This window comes from Pontibacter coccineus (assembly GCF_030546575.1).
Classification (GTDB): domain Bacteria; phylum Bacteroidota; class Bacteroidia; order Cytophagales; family Hymenobacteraceae; genus Pontibacter; species Pontibacter coccineus.
In genome coordinates, this window is the sequence record NZ_JAUOTN010000001.1 from 794,394 (window position 1) to 815,153 (window position 20,760).

The window sequence follows — 20,760 nt, forward strand, 5'->3', positions numbered from 1 at the left end:
AAACTTTCTGTCATGCCCTTGAGCAGCTGCTACTAGGATTCTTTCAGGATGACAAAAAAGTAAAATGAAACGGCCCTGCACATTCTAAGGCGTGCAAAAAACCAAAGAATGCTCGCACTGCTCCTCCTCTCTATTTATTTTCCCGCTTTAAAGAGCGTGATTGAAATAAATAACTGAACGTTTCTTATAATTTAAACAAAGTTTTTGCAAAGATGGTAAATAACGAACAATATTGCATGTTTTCTTAAGCCCACAAGCACCAGAATGGATAAATACACCGACCTGATTCACCAGACTTTTGATTTTCCTACAGACGAATTCACCGTGGAGAACAACGAGTTGTTTTTCAATGGCATCCCCCTGATGGACCTGATCAAACAGTATGGCACTCCTTTAAAACTAACATACCTGCCCAAGATTAGTTCGCAGATACAGAAAGCAAAACGTCTGTTCAACGACGCCATTCAGAAGCTTGACTACCAGGGCACTTATACCTATTGCTACTGCACCAAGGCCTCGCACTTCTCTTTTGTGATGGAAGAGGCGCTCAAAAACGACATCCACATCGAAACCTCCTCAGGTTACGATATGCAGATCGTGAGGGCGCTTTACAAGAAGGGCAAGATCAACAAAAATACCTATATCGTTTGCAACGGCTTCAAGCGCGAGCGCTACCGCCAGTGGATCACCGAGTTCATCAACGACGGCTTTGTGAACTGCATGCCCATCCTCGACCACATCGGCGAGATTGAGTATTACAAGGAGCACGTAAACGTAAAGACGAAAGTTGGTATGCGCCTGGCCTCGGACGAAGAGCCGAAATTCCAGTTCTATACCTCGCGCCTGGGTGTGCGCTACAACGACGTGATCGACCTGTACGAGCAGCAGATCAAGCCGGATGACCGCTTCGAGCTCAAAATGCTGCACTACTTTATCAACACAGGTATAAAGGACACCTCTTACTACTGGTCGGAGTTGAGCCGCTTTGTGCACAAGTACTGCGAGCTGAAGAAGGTATGCCCGGAGCTTGACACCATCGACATCGGCGGTGGCTTCCCGATCAAAACCTCCATCCAGGCCGACTACAACTACCAGTACATGACCGAGGAGATCCTGCGCACGATCAAGCGCATCTGCAACGAAGAAGGTGTGCCGGAGCCGAACATTTTCACGGAGTTCGGTATCTTTACGGTAGGCGAAAGCGCGGCCAACATTTACTCTATTCTGGATGAGAAGCTCCAGAACGACAAGGAACTATGGTACATGATCGATGGTTCGTTCATCACCAACCTGCCGGACGCCTGGGCACTTAACCAGCGCTGGCCGCTACTGGCCATCAACCACTGGGACAAGGAGTACCGCAAAATACAGCTCGGCGGCATGACCTGCGACAGCCAGGATTACTACAACTCAGAGATGCACTCGTTCCAGGTGTTCCTGCCGAAAGCACCGAAGGAGGAGCCGCTGTACATCGGCTTCTTCCATACGGGTGCTTACCAGGAGCAGTTGAGCGGCTACGGCGGCATCAAGCACTGCCTGATCCCTTCGCCGCAGCACATTTTGGTGGATCGGATGGAAGACGGCACGCTCAAAAGCTGGCAATTTGCCCCGGAGCAGACCTATGAGTCGATGCTAAACATTTTGGGATACGAAATTTAAGGCTGCGGTCGTTAAATTTGCGTATACTGTTTTGCATTTATAGTAAAAATTGTATTTTTGGTTTACCATCGTTTATTTAAATATTTTACCATGAAGAAATTAGCAGCATTCGGCGCATTCATCCTGGCACTGGGTATGACTTCCTGCAAGACATACTGCCCAGCCTACAACTTCGCCAGCGTTGAGGTGTCCGAGCAGAACGCCCCGGCAACTGACCTCGTGCAGGACACTGAAGTGATCAAAGGCTAATCCGCGCGATTACCTCTGGATATAAAAAAACCGGCTTAAAGGCCGGTTTTTTTGTTTTTAGTCACCCTGTGAATGGGGGCTTCCCGCCCACTAGGTTGTTTTTATAAATTTCCGGTGAACTGCTCGCTCCCAGCCCTCTTTTTGAATTAGCACTTCATGTGCCGTTTAGCAAACCATTCGTTACCGCCGTTTTCCTCATTTAGTAGGTGTCAATCTTTTCTCATGAAATCGAATGCTCCTTTCCGAAGTTGGATGCCATATTCCAGGTAAGCCTTCATGCAGGCAAGAAAATTTCCCCAGCCCTCGGTATTTCCTATAACCCATTCCAGGTTAGCTTCACTGAAAGTTTTTCCGCCTTCGGTTACTCTTACTACTGTGCTTTGGTTGGGCTGCGCTTCCAGTGTAATGTTCACGGTGGTTTCCTCGTCCCAGCTAAATGAAACCAGACGGTTGGCTTCGGCCTTCAGCACTTTCACAGGAAATACATCAGGGAATTCCGGAAATTTCCAGGTCAGGTCCTCCCCTGCCTCCATCCGCCCGCTACTTTCCGAAATGAAGTAGTTCGTCATTTTGTCGGGATTCACAATCCCTTCAAAAACTTCATTAACCGGCTTTTGGATTTGAATCGTGGCTCTTGCAATCAGGTCCATCATGAATGTTGTATTTACTCTTCGTCAATAATTTATAAGAAATTCATTTACCACGCCACGCTCCACAAAGACAGCGTCCAGGTATAGCTTGGTCTCATTATTCTTGGTCACATACCAGGAGAAGTCTGATTTTCGTCCCGCAACCGCTTCGATTGTGTAAACACCGCAGACATCTTTCCCTATCCACTGACCTCCTTCACTTTCTTTCACGGTGCCACAACTTTCTCTGCTTATGATCCCTTTGGTTAACCCCTGCCCGCAATTACACCAATTAAGCATAAACTTATCGGCATCAGTTTGCGGACTTGTATTCACAAACTTAATTTTAAGTATAGCGGTAGGGCTAAGCGTATGACTGAAATTAGTGCTTCCCCCTTTGTTTAATGTTGAAAGGGAAGCGTCTATGTAACCGTCTGTATACCCTTCTTTCCTGTTATTTTCATTGATGGAAATATCGAGCAGTTGGGCTCCATGAAACACCTTAAGCTTGGCTTTATAATAACCGTTTCTATCAGTAGTTGCCTCACCTACGGTTTTGCGTTTTCCATCCGTGATGATTCCCATACCTGATGGTGACTTTATGGCGTCGACACTAATTTGCACTCCTTCAATCGGCTGATTCGTGGTATCATCTGTTATTTGCCCTTCAATGATGAAAATATCAATATCTTCCTTCTCGCAGGAACTGAATACAATCAATAGCGACAGGAATAGGATCGGATAATTGATTGTCTTCATATTGATCGCTTTTTGGTTGAATTTTGAGTCACCTTGCTGAGAACGATTAATATAAACGGATTTGTGCAAACGAAGCCCGAAGCATAGCAAGGGTTAAGTATGCACTTTGTTGTGCTTTCGTGATTTTAATTTTAAGTGTCAACTCCAGCCGGCGGCGGAATAAGGGCTCCACTCATCCTTATGATGAACATGTTGACAAGGCTGCCGGCCACAACGGCTAAAATGTTTCTCAGGGTTGAGTTCATTTTGATTTCGATAGATTGGATGACAGGCTATTCTTGTGAATCTACTGGCAAATCATCAGCATTGAACTCATATAGCAGCAACTCTTCCGGATCTTTCGGCAACTGTACCTGTTTGCTATACCTGAGGCCGAGTTTCTCCAGCAGTTTTTGTGAAGCCACATTGTCTTTTACCGTGATCGCCTTTAGCTGGGTGATGCCGAACTCCTCTATACCTGCCCGCTTTACTTCCAGGGCCGCTTCAAGTGCATAGCCTTGCTTTTCGTGCTGCGGCAGGAATGCAAAACCAATGTCAATCCCTTCCAGCCCCTCCCGGTCGTAGAGCCCGCAAACACCCAGCTTCTCCCGGTCTGATTTTCGGATGACGGTATAATTTGCATAACCTAGCCGCTCCAACTGCGCAGTCACTCTGTTTCGAATGTAGGTGGCAGCCTCCTCCTCCGTTCGCACATTCCTGTCCCCAATGTACCTGAGCCAACTCGGGCTGTTAAGCAGTTCTAACATAAAAGCAGCATCCTCCTCCGAAGTGGGTATCAGCAGCAGGCGCTCGGTTTCGAATGATCTGTAGTGCGTCATAATGTTCTATACTAAATCAATTTGTGTGCTGCCTGAAGAACTCAACCACCTCGTTGTTGATTCTCAAATCAGTGCCATGCCCTATAGCAGGGTACGTTCTGAAATCAGCTTGTACCTTGTTTTCCAGGTATACCTTCTTTACAAGCTCCCATCTCTCAGGCACGAGCTGTTTTCCCATCAGGCGGTAGACGACCTCCCGCTCTGCCTCACTGTATGCATCATCAAAAGCAACCGCATCATTGTCATCTAATTCGCCCATGTACAGCAATTGGGGCAGTTTCCTGAAGGCCTCCAAGTTCGCTGGCTTTCCGGTTATTTCCTGCAGGTCTGCTATACCTAGCGGATAATACAGGGGCTCTCCGGCTAAATCTGCAACCGGTAAGGTGGCAATTCCATTGATCCCACCCATGGCTGCAGCTTTAACTTTCTCCGGATGCAGTAGCGTAAAACGATTGGCAAATGTTCCCGAGGCTGAAAATCCTGTCATGAAGAATTTATCTTCCAGTTTGTAGCCCTGTGCTCCTAGTTGTATTTTGGCGTCTTCAACCATTGCCAGCAATTGCAGGTCCAGACGCTCTATCTCCGCTTCATTTGTTAACAGCACGTCCCGGTCCAGTGCGTGGGTATAGTAGGTCCAGTTTGTTTGCGACCTTGGGAAGATTGGCACCAATAAAGGGATTCGTAATTTCTTAGACGCAAAATTCCCCACCGAACTAACACTTGCAGCATACCTGGCTCCTTTTTCGTGATAGGATAGGGTATCGTTAAGCCCTGTATTGGTCGTCTCCACTAAGAGGTGATTTGTGACGTCACTTTGGATCCCTTTGGGCAAATAGACCAGGTATTCGAAGTTAAAACCCGCTTCTGGTTTTGCCGCAAATTTCAGCAAGGTATCCGATGCCAGTGCTGAAGGTTTTCCGGAATTGTTGCCTTGGATTGGTAGATGTGAACCGCAACTAAAAAAGAGCGAAGTAAACACCATAGCCAAAAGTGTTCTCATATACTTCATCGTAATTAATTATTACGCACACACCAATATAACAATAACCCTATGAAAAATCTATTGGTAGCATCCTAAATTATAGGGCAGTACCAACTTTATTTTCAAACTTTTCCTACAATTACCTGCGCTGCTTCCCACAGATCATTCACCTGCCAGGTATAGCTGCCGGTGGCATACTTGTCGCCTACTATGATCGAGCGTATACCTACTTTTTCGGCAGCTTCCAGGTCGCGGTGGGAGTCGCCTACCATCCAGCTTTGCACAGGATTGATGCTATACCTGGCCATGGCGCGCTCCAGCATCAGGCTGTCGGGTTTGCGGGAGAGCGACGCGGAGTAGTTCGGGTGCGATGGCGCGTAGTAGAGAGCGTCAATCAAATGGCCGCAGCTTTCCTGCAGTTTCTGGTGGCAGGCCATCACATCGGCCCTGGTATACAGGCCTTTGGCTATACCGCCCTGGTTTGTAACCACAACCAGCAAATAGCCGTTTTGCTTCAGAAGCGCCAACGCCTCCGGCACGCCCGGCAGCACTTCAAAATCTTCCAAGGTATAGGTATAGTCTCCTCGTTCGCGGTTGAGCACACCGTCACGGTCCAGGAATACGCACTTTCGCTGCATTGTTCATCTATGGGTTCAGGCGCTAAAATTAGAATTATTACGTTGGATATGCATGCCCCGGCAGTAATACTGCCGCACAAAGGCACAAATAACAGCAGCTTACAGACAGCAGAATATGAGAGTAGCGATAATTGGAGCGGGAATTTCAGGTCTGTCTTTGGCCTATTACCTACAGCGGCAGGGCGTAGCCTACGATCTGTTCGAGGCTGGCAGTGAGGTAGGCGGCAACATGCGAACCTTGCGCAAAAACGGCTATACCTTCGAGCTGGGCCCTAACACCCTGCAAATGAACGAGGAGCTCCTGCAGCTCGTCACTGAACTCAAACTGGAGACCGAACTACAGCCGCTCACCCCGCGCAATAACAAAAGGTACGTGCTGTACGATGGCAAGCTGCACCCGGTGCCCTCCAGCCCTAAGTGTTTTCTGGCTAATGACCTTTTCTCAAAAGAAGACAAGTACAGAATTTTGCAGGAGAGAAAGCAACCGCCTGCCGAGGTAGAAAATGAAACCATCTCAGACTTTTTTGAGCGTCGCTTCGGCGTTAAGCAAATGGACTACCTGGCAGCCCCTTTGATAAGTGGCCTCTACGGGGGCGACCCCAGACAGCTGCTGGTCAGCAAGGCGCACCCTGAGCTAAAAGCCCTTGAAACAGCGTATGGCTCGGTGCTGGAAGGCATGGTGCAGAAAAAAAAGCGGGGCGTGTTTCAGCGCGCCTTCTCTTTCCGAAATGGCATGTCTACGCTGCCGCAGGCCATAGCCGACAAGCTGATTTCACTGCACCTGGACCATAAGGTGGAGTTCATCACCCGCATCAAGGGCAAGTACATCATCAGTTGCGCCGCCAACGGCGACCACGACAACGAAGAGTATGACATCCTGGTGCTCGCACTGCCTGCCCATCAGGCTGCCGAACTGATCGAATTTACTTACCCAGGGATGTCGGCTGCGCTGCAGAACATCAACTACCCGCCCATGGCTGTGGTGCACACCGTGTACAACCGCGCCGAGGTAGGATACCCGCTGCAAGGCTTCGGAGCGCTGCATCCCTGGGAGGAGCAGTCTTTCACCTCAGGCTCCATCTGGACGAGCTCCCTGTTTGATAACCGCTGCCGCCCGCACGAGGTGCTGATTACCTCTTATGTGGGCGGCACACGCTTTGCCGAACACGCCCGGCTCGACGAACGCAGCCTCCTCGATCAGGTACACCAGGAGCTCCGCGAAACCTATCAAATCAAGGCGCTGGCACCTGTCTATCAGCACCTGCATCTGTGGCCGCACGCGCTACCGCAGTTCGACCTTTACATAGAGGATGCCCATCACATGGCAGAAGTACTGGAGCAGGATGGCCTGTATATATCGGCGAACTGGTTTGCCGGCGTCTCGGTACCGGACTGCGTGCGCGAGGCGAAAGCCATTGCCACCAAAATTAATCCACGTGCCGTTTCCCGCTCAATAGCCGAATAGCTATATTTGCGGTATGAATGACTCGCTGGTGATCGTACCGACCTACAACGAAAAAGAAAATATTGAGGCTATTATCCGGAAGGTGATGTCACTCCCCCGCCCTTTCGACCTGTTGATCGTGGACGACAGTTCCCCGGATGGCACCGCCGATATCGTTCGCAGCTTGCAGCAGGAGTTTAAGGAGCGTCTGCACCTGGAGTCGCGCACCGGCAAACTGGGTCTGGGCACCGCCTATATCCATGGTTTTAAGTACGCGCTGCGCCAGGGCTACGAATACATCTTTGAGATGGACGCTGACTTCTCGCACAACCCCGATGACCTGGTGCGCCTTTACCAGGCCTGCGCCGAAGAAGGGCATGACATGTCCATCGGCAGCCGCTATGTGCAGGGCGTAAACGTGGTGAACTGGCCGATGAGCCGCGTGCTGATGTCGTGGTTCGCCAGTCTGTACGTGCGCCTGATCACCGGCATGCCCATCGCCGATACTACCGCCGGTTTTGTGTGCTACCGTCGCAAAGTGCTCGAGACCATCCAGCTCAACAAGATCCGCTTCGTGGGCTACGCTTTCCAGATCGAGATGAAGTTCCTCACTTTCAAGTATGGCTTCAAGATAAAGGAGGTGCCCATCATTTTCACCGATCGCACCAAAGGGCAGTCCAAAATGTCGAAAGGGATATTCAAGGAAGCGGTGCTGGGGGTGATCCGGATGAAGGTGAACAGTTTTTTCCGCCATTTTGACCGCTACTAGCCGCGGGCTATACCTGGTTGCCTATCTCTTTTTTCAGAAATATATTCTCGTCGCAAAGCAGTGTATCCCGCGCTAAATCAATTAACTTTATGGATTAGGTATAGCTGTGTCTGCTTCTGTATGTAGGCTAACGTGCTAAACTCTCGAACCTATGGACGATATTCTTTTCTGGGTCTTATTCAACGCGTTTATCCTGATACTACTTGGGTTAGACCTGTTTGTGTTCCACCGCAAGGAGCATGTGGTGAAGATAAAGGAAGCCCTGCTTTGGAGCGCGTTCTGGATCGCCCTTTCGCTTCTCTTCAACCTGGGCATTTATTACTGGAAGGGTCCTGGCCCCGCGATGGAGTTCCTGACAGCGTACCTGATCGAGAAATCACTGAGCGTCGACAACCTCTTTGTCTTCATCCTGATTTTCAGCTTCTTTAAGGTACCGCAGCAGTACCAGCACAAAATTCTGTTCTGGGGTATTATCGGCGCTTTGGTGCTGCGTGGCATGTTTATTCTGGTGGGCGTGGCACTGATAGCCAAATTCCACTTCATCATCTACATACTCGGGGCCTTTTTGATCTACACAGGCGCCAAGATGGCCTTTACCAAAAGTGATGATGAGCTTCACCCGGAGCAAAACCCTTTAATTGTATGGGCAAGCCAGAAACTGCGCTTCACCAAGACAGCTGTGGGCGGCAAGTTCTTCACCCGGATAGATGGAAAACTCCACGCCACTCCGCTCTTTCTGGTGCTGATCATGGTGGAGAGTACGGACGTGGTGTTCGCGGCCGATTCTATACCTGCTATTCTGGCTATTTCGAAAGATCCGTTCATCGTCTATACCTCTAACGTATTTGCCCTGCTGGGCCTGCGGGCACTTTACTTTGCCCTGGCAGGCATCATGCAGTTGTTCCACTACCTGCACTATGGCCTGTCGCTGATTCTGGTCTTTATCGGAGCCAAGCTGTTGCTGAGCGATATTTACCATTTGGATATGCGCTATGCCCTGTTGATCGTGGCCGGTATTCTGACAGTGTCTATTGTGGCCTCGCTCCTCTTCCCTAAAAAGGATAATGAGCTGCCACCTCCTAGTGATGCGAACATTCCCTAAAGAAGATTATTTAAGATTTTTAGGAAAAAAAACGCCACATATTTGTTTTTGTGAGTTTAAATACTTTCAATTGCAGAATAATTGAGAAGAAATGATTTTCGCTAACGCCTGCATTTTTACAAATTCTAAGCTGGTGCCTCCAACGGGGCTCCCTGGTAGAACTTTGTGCGTTAGGTAAAACATCAACATACACAGATACCACAGGAGCCCCGCCACAAGCGGGGCTTTTTTGTTTTAAGGCATATTCTAAATTACATACACCCATGAGTACAGCAGCACACAGCAGCATGAAGTTAGCAGGACAGCAGAGCCAGTTGGTAAGCAGCAAGCGCCCGATGGTCATCGCAGGTCCGTGCAGCGCTGAGAGTGAAGAGCAAATGTTGCAAACCGCACTTGGCCTGAAAAAGGTAAAAGGCGTGTCGGTGTTCAGAGCGGGCATCTGGAAGCCTCGCACCCGCCCGGGCAGCTTTCACGGCGTAGGAAATATCGGGCTGGAGTGGTTGCGCACCGTGAAACAGGAAACGGGACTGCGCACCGCCTGCGAAGTAGCCAATGCTTCTCAAACTGAGCACGCCCTGCAGCAGGGTGTGGACATTCTGCTGATCGGTGCTCACACCACGGTAAACCCTTTTCTGGTGCAGGAAATAGCCGACGCCCTGAAAGGCGTGCATGTGGCTATACTTGTAAAGAACCCTGTAAACCCGGACCTGGCTTTGTGGCTGGGAGCACTGGAGCGTTTGCACAATGGCGGCATCACGGACCTCGGCGCCATGCACCGCGGCTTCTCAACTCTGGACAGCGCCCCTTACCGCAACCACCCGAAATGGGAGCATGCCCTGGAGCTACGCCGGCAGGTGCCTGACCTGGCCATGTACTGCGATGCCAGTCACATAGCGGGTCGCCGCAGCTTGCTGCGCCCGGTAAGTCAGCGCGCCCTTGACCTGGGTTACGATGGTTTGATGGTAGAGTCGCACCACAACCCGGCCGCTGCTTTGAGCGATGCTCAGCAGCAGATCATGCCACAGGAGTTGCATATGCTCTTGCAGGCTCTGAAGCAGCAGCAGGCACCAGGTGAAAAAATGAAGCAAAACGCACAGTTGGAGAAGCTGCGCAAGGAGATAGAACATCTTGACGACGAGTTGTTGACTTTATTGTCGCGCCGCACCAAAGTCACAGCACAGTTGGAAGACTATAGCAAGCCAGTTGAAAAAAGCGCTGAGACGCCGGACCCGGTGCGCTGGGATATGGTGTTGGAAAACCTCCTGCACCAAGCCAGCAGCGCAGGTATAGATCAGGCCTTTGTAAAGAACATTTTCCAGGAAGTGCGCTCGCAGTATGCCCGCACCCACCTCTACAACTACGGTCTGAGTTCGTAGTCTGATTTCTGAGTAAAACCAAACAGCCTGGCAGCTTCTTATTCAAGATCTGTCAGGCTGTTTTTTTATGTACAATTACTATAGATCAGCTAATCGATCTCTATTCAACCAAGCCGTTTATCAGGCTTTTCCGCAGAGGATACTGATAAACTTTCAATCCAATTCTGACACACCACACTATAAATATATAACGTTTATATAAAAATATTTTTACTTGAATATTTGAATAATAAAATTAAATGAAACAATTTTACAATAACATAGGTTATAGCATAAAGATCAATATATACCTATCCATAAATACTAACCCTTTATAAAAATCACAATGAAGAAACTGTACATTATCACTACTGCGCTACTTATGTTAGCCGGAACTTTCACAAGCTGTACAAAGGAGCTTGACGAGGTAGGTTTGAGTGCTACGTCTATTGATGCGGCTAAGAAAGAAGCTAGTACTACTAATGGAAACAATATTCCAAAAGTAGAGGCTGACATCAATCTAAGCTTCTCACCTACAACACAAACGATTGGCAAGGCTGTTACAATCACTGTTGGTTTTGGCACCAATGTACCAAAGGATGGTAAATTACATCTAGAGCAGGCTACAGGTGTTGATGCTGATGGTAAAACTATCTGGACCAAGGTAAATGAATATCCAGTAGTAGTGGGAGGTGTCTATACTCACGAATTCACCTCTAATGTAGTTGGAACTTTTGAATTCAGAGCTCACTACATTGCTCAAGGAAATAATGGTTTCAGCAACACTTTCAAGTACGGCTCTGTAACTTTTACAGCAGACTGTATTCAGGGAATGACTGCTACTGTTGTTGAGAAACAACTCATCGGGAATAATATGTTCAGATTAAAAGTTGCGTTCACACTGACTACCTGTGAGGCTTATTCAAATGTACACATCCAAGGTGGCTTGACTGCAAAAGTATCTAATGTAAGTGTGAGCGAAAATGGTACTGTTAGAAAACATACCAACAATGATAACTATGTTATATTTTGGGATGAGGCTTCACTTGTAAAAGGCACAAAAACTTACTATGTAACTTTCGAGCAGGAAATCAAAGGTGCTGGTGAAGTCACTGGTAACTGGTCAGCTAAAACAGCTGACGGATCTGTGGTAGCCTCTTCAACGGGAGCTTATTTCGATCCTGCAGAGTAATCTAGGATAGTAAACATTCATCAAAAGAAAAAAGGCTGCTTTTAAAGCAGCCTTTTTTCTTTTGATACGAACTATAACACTTCTATACCTGCTGTCTGTCGTAATTTTCTGTATTCCAATGGCACGATTAGGGTTACTCGGCTGTTAAGTGCTAAATTGCAGCAGAACAAAAGCATTACAATATGAGAACCCCTATTTCAAGACTTCGCACGATCGGTATTTACGAAGGTATCTCTTACCTGCTCCTGCTAGGCATTGCGATGCCGATAAAATATATGGCTGGTATACCTGAGGTGGTGAAGTACACAGGCTGGGCACACGGTTTGCTGTTTGTGCTGTACATGATGTCGGTATTGGAAGTGACACTGACGCATAATTGGTCCATCAAGAAAGTAGCAGCTGCCGTGGTCGCATCGCTCCTACCATTCGGACCGTTCATTTTAGATAAAAAATTACTGAAAGAAGAGGAAAACAGAAAGGAAAAGCCTGTCAAGCAGGTTGCATAACAACAACCCTCAACTATTTAGCCAATAGCAACAAAAGGGGCTGTCCAGTTAGGACAGCCCTTTTTTAATGCCTCACTCTCCTTTTACAGACAAGCCATACCTGCGGGCAATAGACTGCGCAATCACGCTGGAAGCCAGGAGCTGCAGGGCGTGGTAAATCATGATCGGCAATAGCATCAAGCCCACCATGTTGGCATCGGGGAAAAGCACTTTAGCCATCACCGTACCATGCACCAGCGACTTTTTGGAGCCACAGAAGATGGCCGTGATACGGTCAGCAGGGCTGAAGCCCATCAGGCGGCTGATGACGTGCACGATGCCGTATACCAAAAAGAACAAGCTGATCATGGCCAAACCGAGCAACAGTAGGTTGCCGATGCTGTAACCGCTGAACATATCGCGGGCAAAAGACTCGCAGAACGAGGTATAGACAATCAGCAGGATGATAATTTGATCGGATAAGCGCAGCTGCTTGCGGTTGCGTTCCGCAAAAACTCCCCAGTAACGGTGCAACCCTATACCTAGTGCAACCGGCAATAACACCTGCAGCACCAGCTTTCCCATTACCTGCCCCATGTCGAAGTCGCCGGATCCGGCCGTCAGGTATACCCCCATCCAGAGCGGCGTGACAAACACCCCCACCAGGCTCGAAATGCTGGCGTTGAAAATAGCCGCCGGAATATTGCCCCCCGCTATCGACACCATCACTACAGACGAAGACACCGTAGAGGGCAAAGCCGCCAGGTAGAAAGTCCCGAGCCAGAGCAGTTCGTACGGGGTGCCTTTAAACAGCCCCTGCAGCGGCATAATCAGCAGCGGGAAAAGCAGAAAAGTAGAGGCCTGCACTACCAGGTGGAGTCGCCAGCTGCCCAGCCCGGCCCGGAGCTTCTCAGGGCTCAGGCGCAGCCCGTAAAAGAAGAAGATCAGGGAAACCCCTATACCTGCCACATCGCTCAGTGAGACTGGTTCGCGGTCAATGCCGATATCCGGCCAGAGCCAGGCCAGCACGATCATTCCGACCAAGGCCAACAGAAACCAATCGAAGCCAGCACGCACGAGCAGTTCCTGTACGCTTCGCACATTGAATCGAGGCTTTCTCACCTGCCGGTTTGGCTCATCAGGAAGGGGTGTTTGGGGTGTGCTCACAGGTATGTTTCGCTTTGTTGATAAAGATGGCCTGGTATAGCCGGGCTCAAAACAAAACAACGGCCGGCGCAATAACAAGCGTCGGCCGTTGTTTCAGGTATAGCGCAGGCCTAAAAGCCTAGCATATCAATCGTCTCCAGTTCAAACTCAGTGGAATCTTCGTACTCAGCATCCGGCGCCGTCACGATCAGGTCGCGGGCACGGCCGTAAAGCCGCACATTCGGTTGCAGGTTTTCATAGTCTTCCTGCGAGATAAGCCCGCGCCGGGCCATGATACCCCCGATCAGGCGATAGTAACCTGACTTCCAGCTGCGAAGGTTGCCGTAACTGTCAAAGGAGGAGCGGTATCGTTTGGGGCTAGGTATAATACTGGTCAGGAAGATAGACTCCGCCAGGTTGAGTTCAGAGGGCTGCTTGCCGAAATAAAACCGCGAGGCATCTTTGGCGCCGTACACGTCCGGACCCCACTCAATGATGTTGAGGTATATCTCGAACATCCGGTTCTTCGAAATGATCTTCTCATTCTCGATCAGCCACACAATGATGGCCTCCTCTACCTTGCGCGACACGGTTTTCTTACGCGTCAGGAACACGTTCTTAACCAGCTGCATCGAGATGGTGCTGCCACCGCGCACAAAATCACGGTTTTTGATGTTGGTGGCAATGGCCTGCCGGAATGCCTCTTCGTGGAAGCCCTTGTGGCTGTAGAAACCGGCGTCTTCGGCTGTTAGCACGGCATTGCGCAGGTAAGGCGAAATTTGCCCGAGCGGTGCGTAGAAAGGGTTAGCCGGCCCCACCATAAACGTACGGATCGGCTTGCCATATTCGTACATGGTGTGCATAAACGGCCCCTTCAGCTTGTCGAGGTTCGCTTTACCCCATTTCACGACCTTAAAGTCATCCGACGCATCCAGGTCAGAGTCAAACACCACGCGCTCCACACTGTCGAGGTCAACATGGAATTTCATTTTATACTTCAGCTTCCCTTCTGCCTGTATACCATCCAGGGTTTCGAAAAGCCCGGTTGGCAGCGACCCAAAAAAGTCGTTGGCTGGCAGCTCCTCTGTACGCACTTTCAGGTCAATGATCTTGGAGTTGGCATTGTTGTAGGAGGCGTATACATTGGCACGGGCCTTGTTCACACGCACCTCCGTCAGGCTGTCCACTACAAACAGGTTCTGCCCCAGCGAAATTACATAGTCAACGGCACCCTCGCGAAGGAGGATAGGCTCATCAGCCAGTTTCTCGTGGTTCACTGTCATGTTGTTCACCATCGCGCTGCCCTTCACGGTCAGCACGTCACGGCGAAAGCGCTTCTCCTTCATGCCCAGGTGCAGGGTATCGAAGGCCACGGTCCCGCTGAATTTCTCCTGGATATAAGGCAGCCTGATACCCAATGTATCGGAGGCGTAGAAGCTTGCCTTAATGTTGTAGTCGCGCGGGTTGATGGTACCCTTCACAAACATGTTGTTGGTGAGTGAATCGGTGCGGATGGCTACCTCCGACTCAATATTCCCATCCTCAATCGTCAGGAAAGGCATTTTGATGTCGATCGTACGGTTGGGAGAGGTATAGGAAACGTTCAGGTTGCTAAAATCCACCTGATCGGGCACGTTGTCGAACGCCGTTTCAAGCACGCGGTTGAGCAGTTCGCCGTAATTGCGGTCACCCTTAGCAGACGTGTCGGCAGGCTGCGTGCTATCTTTCCTGAACAGAAACGAAAAGTTGTTGCGGTCCCCATCCTTAATAGCCGTGAGGTAGCCGTTGGCCACGTCGAGCTCGCGCAGTACGATGCGCCCTTTAAAAAGAGAGCGAAAACCCACTGTGGCATGCACGCTGTCTGTTTTAAACAGTTGCGGCTGCCCGTGGGGCACAAGAGTTATATCGCTCAGCACCACCGAGGTGAGGCCGTTAAATGCGGCATTCCCAATGTTTAAATCTACGGGGTAGCGGCTCTCCACTTTCTCCACCACACGATTCACGGTATAGCTTAGCAGGCTGCTCCTAAATGCAAACAGGGAAATAAGAAGGATCAGGAAAAGGCCCAGCACACTGCCGACCCCTATTAGTATTCTTTTTTTCAATCGCTGGTTCAAAATATCAGGATGCGAATTACGCCAATTAGATTAAGAATAAATATATAGTGCACATATTATATAGCACCTCATCACGCATACGTAACACCGTATGGTTTGTGTTATCTAACCCGCATACGACCACTGCCGGATTTGGATGTACAGATAATTATTTCACAGCACAGCCCCATGCAAGAATAAAGCCAATCCTTTCATTTGCAATACCTTACAGCAAATCAACAGCAGCGGCAGCGCTTGCGTTCTTTTTGAAGCCAGTGGCGCCTTTTACCTTCTATTTAAAGCTGATTAGTTGCCAAATAGCTTCTGGCTTATTTGTCTCACGATGGCTTTAAGCTTATCTTTGACCAACGAAACATTCTCTTTGCATGAATCTGACATCACTTACGGCCATTTCTCCGGTAGATGGCCGCTACCGCCGCAATACGACAGAGTTAGCTGCCTACTTTTCTGAGTTCGGACTGATCCGCTACCGCGTGCTGGTAGAAGTGGAATATTTTATAGCCCTTTGTGAGCTGCCATTGCCACAGCTGGCCGGCGTGCCGCCCTATCAGTTTCAGGAGCTGCGGGCTATTTACGAGCAGTTTTCAGAAGCAGACGCCCTGCGCATCAAGGAAACGGAAAAGACCACGAATCATGATGTGAAGGCGGTAGAGTATTTCATCAAGGAAAAGTTTGATGCGCTTGGATTAGGCCAGTACAAAGAGTTCATCCACTTTGGGCTGACCTCTCAGGATGTGAACAACACGGCTATACCACTCTCCTTGCGCGAAGCCGATGAGCGTGTGCTGATGCCTTTGTACCAGCAGCTCCACCAGACCCTGGTAGAGTTAGCGCAATCCTGGAAAGACATCCCAATGCTGGCCCACACCCACGGACAGCCTGCCTCCCCCAGCCGCTTGGGCAAAGAGATCATGGTATTCGCCGAGCGCCTCGAAGCACAGATGGACCAGGTACGCCAGGTTCCTTTCTCAGCCAAGTTCGGTGGCGCGACCGGCAACTTCAATGCCCACCACGTGGCGTACCCGGATGTGAACTGGCCGGAGTTTGGCAACCGTTTTGTGCAGGAAGCGCTGGGCCTACGTCGCAGCCAGTACACCACCCAGATTGAGCACTACGACAACCTGGCCGCTTACTTCGACGGCATCAAGCGCCTTAATACGATCCTCATCGACTTCTCGCGCGACGTTTGGCAGTATGTATCGATGGGATATTTCAAGCAGAAGATCAAGGCGGGCGAAGTCGGTTCTTCGGCCATGCCGCATAAAGTTAACCCAATCGATTTCGAGAACGCCGAAGGCAACCTGGGTATAGCTAATGCCGTGCTGGAGCACCTGTCGGCCAAACTGCCTATTTCCCGCCTGCAGCGCGACCTTACTGACTCTACTGTGCTGCGCAACATTGGTGTGCCATTGGCGCATGTGGTTATCGCTCTGAAATCGCTGGAGCGCGGCATTGGCAAACTGGAACTGAACGAGGCAGCCCTCCGCCATCACCTGGAGGAGAACTGGGCCGTTGTAGCGGAAGGTATACAGACCGTGCTGCGTCGCGAAGGGTACCCGCAGCCATACGAAGCCCTGAAAGACCTGACCCGCAAAAACGAGAAGATCACCGAGCAGACCATCTCCAGCTTCATCGACACCCTGCAGGTGAGCGATGCCATCAAGGCCGAACTCAAAAAGATAACCCCGTATACCTATACTGGTGTGCAACTGCTCTAAGGTATAGCAACACAGGTATAGAAAAGCCCCTGCCGGATCATACCAGCAGGGGCTTTTCTATACTTGTTAGGTTTGGTTACTGCTTCTGAGCGACCGGCCCGTTTACTTTGATCTGCAGCAGCTGATAGCCCGTCTCTCCCGAAGCTGTCATACCCTGCACGACCACCAGGTACGTACCCGGCTGATCGGAGGTATAGAAGCTCACCTGCTCTTCTTTTCCAGGCGCAAGCTTGATCTCCGGAGCCCAGTGCAACAGGTTCCTGAAATCCGCCAGTCGGCTACTCTTCTGTTCCGGGGTATCGTAGGCTGGTGCGTAGAACTCGCGCTTCTGCTGAAGTCCCTCATACGCCTGCATCAGCGCTCTTGAGTCCAGTTCAAAGCCCGCCAGATCACCTGCGTACGTTTGGTAGCTCACCAGCCCCTCGTAGGCCATCGGGCCGTGGAAGAAACGGCTGGCGATCACATCGAGTTGTTTCACCTTGAGTGGATCAAATGCCATGATCTTGTCGATGTTGAACACAGGCACCCCGTCCAGCAGCACCATGGGGTTTTGGCGGAAGATGGCCTTGTAAGGGCGGTTCATGACCATGAAGTGGAAACTGCGGCCGCGCGTACGAACCTGTACCCCCTGCACATACTCACGCATCACTTCCTCCATCACTTTAAAGCGCTTGTAATCATCGAGCAGGTAACGTTCCGACGGCTGTCCGTAAAAAGCCGAGCTGTCTATACCTGGTGTGGAGAACCTGTTGCGGTAGGCGCCATAGTAGGCATGCTCCACCTGTACCTGCATGTGCCGCGCTGTGATGTCGCCTGCTCTTGACTCTGTGAGTTGCAGAGGAGCTAGCGGCCTGGAGGTATAGCGTGCTGAGAAAGGACTGAGCAGCTCAAAGTGGTAGGTGCTGTCTTTAGAGAAGTCAGACTGCAGCACCAGGTCCTTGTTGCCATAGTAGTCTTTCAACTCAAACAGTAGCTTGCCGTCTGCATTGCTCTGGGCATTGTAAAAGCGGATTGGCTGGCCCGGCGATGCCAGGTATGTCATAATGCCCGGAGCCGGCTTCCCGGAGCTTTTGTGCGTGACTTTGCCGAAGAGCAGATGACCGTGGTTCTCTGGCAGATACGCATGCCTGGCTGGTTCCTTCTCTATCACCTTCTCCCATGTAAAACGGCTCCAGCCATGGGTCAGCATCAGGTTGTCCATGGCCTGGCGATCTGATTGACCGGCATCCGAAAAATACCAGGCGGGGTTTTCTATTGAACCCTTGAGATCGGATTCGAGCCAGACGTAGCTGGCAATATGTGTCTGTGGTGCAAGCTGCAGCGAATCCAGTTTATACACAGCCATCGATAGATTAGCCGGCGTTTGCGAAGACGCCTGCAGCGCCAGGCTCACCTTGTCACGCAGGTTATATTGCTGTTGCGGTGCCGCGACTTGCAGAGCCAGCTCTTTTGCCGGGTGCTTGAAGTACAGGCGCTCGCTTACGGGCTGGCCAGCTGTGTTGAACACCGTAAAGTGCGTGATACCGTCTGTCAGAACATCTTTGCTTACCCTAAACACATATCTCCCGTTTTGCAGCAGTGCTCTTTCTGAGCTAACCACCTGCTGCCGGGTATGCCCCAACAGGTATACCTGCTCGTCCGGTTTGCCTACCGAACGCACCAAAAGATGCAGGTACTGGTCTGTGCTATCTGCCAGCTGCAAGGTATAGCCACGTTCGTGTACCTGCGGTAGGGCCTGCTCTAAAGTGCTTCCATCTGGCAACTGTAGTTTCGCGGTATAGCGTTTCCCCTGCTGTGGCGTAAAGGCAAAGCGGCCCATCCCAAACTTGTGAGGTGCAAGAACTGCTACTGTATCCCCTTCCTGGTTGAGTACCTGACCAACCAAGGCTGCTCCTTTGCCGTTTTGGTTATCTGAGATCTTAAAAGCAACATTGCTTGCTATACCTGCCAGTAAACTGCCGCCCTCGGGGAAGAACTGCAAGGTATAGCTTTTGGCTTTCGGTGCCTCCTGCTTCGGCAGCTGCTCAAAGGTGTTGATGATGGTTACCTGCTGTTGAAAGTAGAACTCCGGATCAAAATTTTTCATCCAGCTGGTATAGGCCCGCACGGTGTAATTGCCCGTCTGAAGCGTGGTGGGCAGTTGGAAATAGCCGCTCCCTGCCCCGTCTTTCATGGCTACTTTGGCTTGCAAGGCAGGCTTCTGGTCCGCATCCAGCAACTCCACATACGTTACCTTGCTCATGTCGAGGGGCTGGTGCAGGCTGCCGTCTACGTTGTATACCTTAAACCACATCTCGTCTCCGCAGGCATACACCGGCCTGTCGATGTGCAGGTATAGCTTCTCCTGCAGCGAGGCCTGCCGGTGCTGCTGCAGGCTATTTAACGCCTCATGCTGCTGTCCGGACTGGGCACTTACAGTTCCTATACCTGCTATACCTAGCGCCAGGCAAAACATGGTGCGCAGCGCGTACCTTCTCCTGCCAGGCTGAGGTTGGTTATATTGAAAGTTGCTCATCGCTTCGGTCGTTTGTTTCAGGTATGGCATCTATTCCCAAAAGGCTGGTTTAACATTGGAGCCCTGCGTGGTACAGTCCACACAGGGGCGCGTCCCGTAGGTATAGCCGATCGGGCTAGGGCCAGTGCCATATATCTCATCCACAGGAATCAGGTAGCCACCTGTAAAGACCTCATCCACCTGACCTGATTTGATCATCACCGTATCAACTTCACAGGAAGGATAATAGAGGCGCCAGTCACGCGGCAAGTCACGGCTGTCAACAAATACCCTTTTCGTCTCCACAGTAGTTGCTGATATATACCCAATAACTGTTTCCTCTGGATTAGATAAACTGTGGATGTTACTTGTCAGCTGAGAAGGCAACGGATCGAAAAGAGTACCGATGTTTTCGGTGTTCTTCTTGAGCATCTCCAGGTATTCGAACGCCTCACGCGTCAGGGCATACTGCTTCACAAGGATGCTGTACTTCATGCTGACTTTCTCTGAATTGTAAGGTATAGAGAGTAGTCTGTAGTCGCTGATCCTGTCTTCGCTCAACTTTACAGATGATCCTATCTCAACCCGCGTAGAATTCGCTGATTTCCAGCAGTAAGCGATAGGAACATCACTCGGCTCACGAAAACGCACTTGCCCGTTCTCATAAATAAGGACGGAATAAAGTGCAGAACGAAACTGCCAGGTCTCTTCATAATCCCATTTATAATAATGGGTGTTGTTGTTTGGGTCCTGAGAGCTCACATAGATTTTCACTTCCTCTCCATCTGCTTTCCAATTCACGCTTTCGATGGCTGGACTTGTTTTCACTGCTACATAATCAGACGCATATTCGCTGCCAGATCTGGTGCGTATGTACAGTCTGTACTTCATATCGCCTCTCAGTTGCAGGTTAGGGTGCCTGTAGGTGCCGTAGCCTGTTTCATGCAGCCCAAAGCGCTCGCCATGCTCCGACTCTACTATCACAGTGGCATTTTCTTCAGCGGGGGGTGCTCCGGTATCGTTGAGGCTTTGGGTGCGGAGCAGCTGTATGGTGGTGGGGCCGTTGGCGTTCAGGAAGCCATTGACTACCAGAAAACTGCCAGGCGACTCCTGTACCTCAGGGAAGTAAGGGTCGACGCAGCCACTGAAAACAAGCATCACAAGCCAGACTATTGGGTTTTTCCAGTTCCGGATCTTCATGGCA

General features: G+C 50.2%; 18 protein-coding genes. 9 read left to right on the plus strand and 9 right to left on the minus strand.

The genetic code is table 11. The annotated features are described in order from the left end of the window. Positions 1–264: 264 nt before the first annotated feature. Together Q4E40_RS03660 and Q4E40_RS03665 are read left to right on the plus strand one after the other, a co-directional pair. The gene (locus tag Q4E40_RS03660) at positions 265–1,659 is read left to right on the plus strand and encodes a type III PLP-dependent enzyme domain-containing protein (RefSeq protein WP_303410109.1); all 1,395 of its coding nucleotides are present in this window, start codon (positions 265–267) and stop codon (positions 1,657–1,659) included. Between the two features lie 90 nt (positions 1,660–1,749). After that, positions 1,750–1,908: a hypothetical protein gene (locus Q4E40_RS03665; protein WP_303410111.1), complete on the plus strand. Its 159-nt coding sequence runs from the start codon at positions 1,750–1,752 to the stop codon at positions 1,906–1,908. A gap of 209 nt (positions 1,909–2,117) precedes the next feature. Here Q4E40_RS03665 and Q4E40_RS03670 read toward each other — a convergent pair whose 3' ends face one another. The 5 genes from Q4E40_RS03670 to Q4E40_RS03690 form a co-directional block, all read right to left on the minus strand. Beyond that, on the minus strand, positions 2,118–2,561 hold the full coding sequence (locus Q4E40_RS03670; protein WP_303410112.1) for an SRPBCC domain-containing protein: 444 nt from the start codon (positions 2,559–2,561) through the stop codon (positions 2,118–2,120). A 21-nt stretch (positions 2,562–2,582) separates the two neighbouring features. Beyond that, complete coding sequence (locus tag Q4E40_RS03675) at positions 2,583–3,296, minus strand: hypothetical protein (protein ID WP_303410114.1); 714 nt, start codon at positions 3,294–3,296, stop codon at positions 2,583–2,585. Between the two features lie 272 nt (positions 3,297–3,568). Further along, entirely contained in the window at positions 3,569–4,114 is a 546-nt protein-coding gene (locus Q4E40_RS03680; protein ID WP_303410115.1) for a GNAT family N-acetyltransferase, read from the minus strand. Positions 4,115–4,130: 16 nt separating this feature from the next. Further along, the gene (locus Q4E40_RS03685; protein ID WP_303410116.1) at positions 4,131–5,114 is read right to left on the minus strand and encodes an alpha/beta hydrolase; all 984 of its coding nucleotides are present in this window, start codon (positions 5,112–5,114) and stop codon (positions 4,131–4,133) included. 104 nt (positions 5,115–5,218) lie between these two features. Further along, positions 5,219–5,734 carry a D-glycero-alpha-D-manno-heptose-1,7-bisphosphate 7-phosphatase gene (locus tag Q4E40_RS03690; RefSeq protein ID WP_303410117.1) on the minus strand — a complete coding sequence of 172 codons (516 nt, stop codon included), beginning with the start codon at positions 5,732–5,734 and terminating at the stop codon, positions 5,219–5,221. A 115-nt stretch (positions 5,735–5,849) separates the two neighbouring features. Here Q4E40_RS03690 and hemG point away from each other — a divergent pair, with 115 nt between their 5' ends. The 6 genes from hemG (at position 5,850) to Q4E40_RS03720 (ending at position 12,102) form a co-directional block, all read left to right on the plus strand. Then, positions 5,850–7,199, plus strand: coding sequence for a protoporphyrinogen oxidase (gene hemG / locus Q4E40_RS03695; RefSeq protein WP_303410119.1), 1,350 nt, complete (start codon positions 5,850–5,852; stop codon positions 7,197–7,199). A gap of 13 nt (positions 7,200–7,212) precedes the next feature. Beyond that, positions 7,213–7,947 (plus strand): polyprenol monophosphomannose synthase, encoded by a 735-nt coding sequence (locus tag Q4E40_RS03700; RefSeq protein WP_303410121.1) that lies wholly within the window; start codon positions 7,213–7,215, stop codon positions 7,945–7,947. 151 nt (positions 7,948–8,098) lie between these two features. After that, positions 8,099–9,049 carry a TerC family protein gene (locus Q4E40_RS03705; RefSeq protein WP_303410123.1) on the plus strand — a complete coding sequence of 317 codons (951 nt, stop codon included), beginning with the start codon at positions 8,099–8,101 and terminating at the stop codon, positions 9,047–9,049. Between the two features lie 263 nt (positions 9,050–9,312). Further along, entirely contained in the window at positions 9,313–10,425 is a 1,113-nt protein-coding gene (locus tag Q4E40_RS03710) for a chorismate mutase (protein WP_303410125.1), read from the plus strand. Positions 10,426–10,750: 325 nt separating this feature from the next. After that, positions 10,751–11,596: a hypothetical protein gene (locus Q4E40_RS03715; RefSeq protein ID WP_303410127.1), complete on the plus strand. Its 846-nt coding sequence runs from the start codon at positions 10,751–10,753 to the stop codon at positions 11,594–11,596. Between the two features lie 182 nt (positions 11,597–11,778). Continuing rightward, on the plus strand, positions 11,779–12,102 hold the full coding sequence (locus tag Q4E40_RS03720) for a DUF3817 domain-containing protein (protein ID WP_303410128.1): 324 nt from the start codon (positions 11,779–11,781) through the stop codon (positions 12,100–12,102). A 72-nt stretch (positions 12,103–12,174) separates the two neighbouring features. Here the strand turns inward: Q4E40_RS03720 and Q4E40_RS03725 are convergent, their stop codons facing one another. Together Q4E40_RS03725 and Q4E40_RS03730 are read right to left on the minus strand one after the other, a co-directional pair. Then, positions 12,175–13,182, minus strand: a complete 1,008-nt coding sequence (locus Q4E40_RS03725; protein ID WP_303410152.1) for a bile acid:sodium symporter family protein — start codon at positions 13,180–13,182, stop codon at positions 12,175–12,177. A 176-nt stretch (positions 13,183–13,358) separates the two neighbouring features. Continuing rightward, a complete protein-coding gene (locus Q4E40_RS03730; RefSeq protein WP_303410129.1) occupies positions 13,359–15,332 on the minus strand; it encodes a biosynthetic peptidoglycan transglycosylase in 1,974 nt (657 codons plus the stop codon). Between the two features lie 377 nt (positions 15,333–15,709). Between Q4E40_RS03730 and purB the strand changes: the two genes are divergently transcribed. Beyond that, positions 15,710–17,062: an adenylosuccinate lyase gene (gene purB, locus Q4E40_RS03735; protein ID WP_303410131.1), complete on the plus strand. Its 1,353-nt coding sequence runs from the start codon at positions 15,710–15,712 to the stop codon at positions 17,060–17,062. A gap of 76 nt (positions 17,063–17,138) precedes the next feature. On the opposite strand, the gene Q4E40_RS03740 is transcribed toward purB, so the two are convergent. Next, the gene (locus Q4E40_RS03740) at positions 17,139–19,577 is read right to left on the minus strand and encodes a hypothetical protein (protein WP_303410132.1); all 2,439 of its coding nucleotides are present in this window, start codon (positions 19,575–19,577) and stop codon (positions 17,139–17,141) included. A 30-nt stretch (positions 19,578–19,607) separates the two neighbouring features. After that, entirely contained in the window at positions 19,608–20,756 is a 1,149-nt protein-coding gene (locus tag Q4E40_RS03745; protein WP_303410133.1) for a DUF4249 domain-containing protein, read from the minus strand. Positions 20,757–20,760: the final 4 nt, after the last annotated feature.